Source organism: Bradyrhizobium erythrophlei (assembly GCF_042430365.1).
Classification (GTDB): domain Bacteria; phylum Pseudomonadota; class Alphaproteobacteria; order Rhizobiales; family Xanthobacteraceae; genus Bradyrhizobium; species Bradyrhizobium erythrophlei.
This window is the reverse complement of sequence record NZ_JBHMET010000254.1, coordinates 1-2,463: the sequence shown is the minus strand read 5'-3', so window position 1 is coordinate 2,463 and position 2,463 is coordinate 1. Positions and strand designations below refer to the sequence as shown.

Annotated in this window: 2 protein-coding genes; both read left to right on the top strand. The window is 66.0% G+C overall.

The window, feature by feature from the left end:
• Window positions 1-1,552: DUF1522 domain-containing protein (locus ACFFWD_RS37955; protein WP_376974480.1), on the top strand; the 1,552-nt coding region annotated here is incomplete at its 5' end.
• A gap of 368 nt (window positions 1,553-1,920) precedes the next feature.
• Window positions 1,921-2,463, top strand: a 543-nt coding sequence (locus ACFFWD_RS37950) for an Hpt domain-containing protein (RefSeq protein WP_376974478.1), incomplete at its 3' end; no start/stop codon positions are given.

The window sequence follows — 2,463 nt, the reverse complement described above, 5'->3', positions numbered from 1 at the left end:
CCGCGCCAGCGACATCAACAATCTCTTGGACGGGATCGGCAACGGCGTGCAGGTGCTGCAAGCCGCCAACACCGGCATCACCTCGCTGCAGAAGCTGGTCGCCAGCGCCAAATCGGTCGCCACCCAGGCACTGCAGACCCAGGTCGGCTACTCCTCGAAGTCGAACTTCTCGGTCTCGCTCGGCGCCGGCGCCACCGCCGCCAACCTGTTCGGCGGCAGCTCCTACACTGCCGCGACCCTGACCGGCGTGACCGCCAAGAACAATCTGACGACGCCCGCCAACGTCACTGCCGCGACCTCGCTGACGGTCGCAGCCAACGCTGACACCATCACCGCCACGATCGCCAACGGCGACACGCTGACGGTCGATGGTCACACCATCACCTTCAAGACTGGTGCAGCACCGGCCCCCGGCGCGGTCACCCCCGGCTCCGGCGTCAGCGGCAACATCGTCGCCGACGGTGCGGGCAACTCGCAGGTCTATCTCAACGGCGGCGCCGCCAACATCGGCGACCTGCTGAAAGCGGTCGACCTCGCCACCGGCGTCCAGACCGCCACGATCTCGGCCGGCTCGGCCACCATCGCCGCTTCCGTCCCCGCCACCGGCACCGTCGCCTCGGTGAACGGCACCGGCCAGCTCGTGATCTCGACCGGCACCGCCGCCGACCTCGCGATCAGCTCGAGCAATGCGAACCTGTTGTCCTCGCTCGGCATCGGCACCGGCACTGCGACCACGACCTTGGCGCGCACCCCCTCGACCAACTCGAACCTCGCCATCGGCACGGTTCTCCAGATTGCGCAGCTCGGCACCGGCACGCCGACCAACATCACCTTCGGCACCGGCGCAGGCCAGATCCACGACCTCAACGGGTTGAACGCGGCGCTCGCCGGCAACAATTTGCAGGCCACTCTCGACTCGGCCGGCACGCTGACGATCCAGGCCAACAACGACAACGCCTCGCAGCAGATCGGCGCGCTCACCGGCTCGACCGGCCTGTTCGCCGGCAAGTCGGCCTCGGCCCCGGTGGTCGATCCCGCCGCGCAGGCGATCCGCGCCGGCCTGGTGTCGCAGTTCAACAACATCCTGTCGCAGATCACGACGACCGCGCAGGACTCCTCGTTCAATGGCGTCAACCTGTTGAACGGCGACTCGCTGAAGCTGGTGTTCAACGAGACCGGCAAGTCGACCTTGAACATCACCGGCACGACCTTCAGCGCGGCGGGCCTTGGCCTGTCGAACCTGACGGTCGGTATCGACTTCATCGACAACACCGCGACCAACAAGGTGCTGACGTCGATCTCCAACGCCTCCGACGCGCTGCGCTCGACGGCGTCCTCGCTGGGATCGAACCTCTCGATCGTGCAGATCCGCCAGGACTTCTCCAAGAACCTGATCAACGTGCTGCACAACGGCTCGTCGAATCTGACGCTGGCCGACACCAACGAGGAAGCGGCCAACAGCCAGGCGCTGTCGACCCGCCAGTCGATCGCGGTCTCCGCGCTCGCGCTCGCCAACCAGAGCCAGCAAAGCGTGCTCCAGCTGCTCCGCTAAGCGTAGCCGCAGATATCGGAAGGCGGGGCGGTGGAGGCTATTCCACCGCCTCGCGTCTTTCGCGTGACGGTATCGGGCTGATCCAGGCTGCGGAACTCCGTGTCCGCTTCACGCTCGGATAGGCTTAACGTCCGCGCTCGATCGGATTTGATTCAAATCGCGATCATCCGCCCCGCGCGCCTTGCGCTTTAGGCGATAAGTGCTTGTGCTTTCGAGGCCGTCCGGCATCGCGCGACACGACGCCCCAACCATTTGAAAAGCCTCATCATCCGTATTTGCACGGACGGCGAAATTAACGTCGCCGTGAAGCTGCCCAGGCTATCGCTGGGAGGCGACCGTTCCGTAGCACTTTGTGGGGGGCAATTCCGATGGACGATCTGTTGCGAGAGTTCCTGACGGAGAGCAGCGAGAGCCTCGATACGGTCGACAATCAGTTGGTGCAGTTCGAGCAGGACCCCAACAACGCGAAGATCCTCGATAACATCTTCCGCCTGGTGCACACCATCAAGGGCACCTGCGGTTTCCTCGGCCTGCCGCGGCTCGAGGCGCTGGCCCATGCCGGCGAGACCCTGATGGGCAAATTCCGCGACGGCATGCCGGTCACCGCGGAAGCGGTGACGCTGATCCTGTCGTCGATCGACCGCATCAAGGAGATCCTGGCCGGGCTCGAGGCCACCGAGGCCGAGCCCGAGGGCAACGATCGCGACCTGATCGATCAGTTGGAAGCCATGGTCGAGCGCGGCATGGCGGCGATGCCAGGCTCGACGCAGTCGATGCCGTCGGCGTCGGCTGAAGAAGCCGCCGCGCCCGTCGTTGACGCGCCCCCGACGACCCAGCCCGCGGTGACTGAAGGCACGCTGGTGGCGCAGACCCTGGAGCGGCCGCTGCGTCCGGGCGAGGTCTCGCTCGAC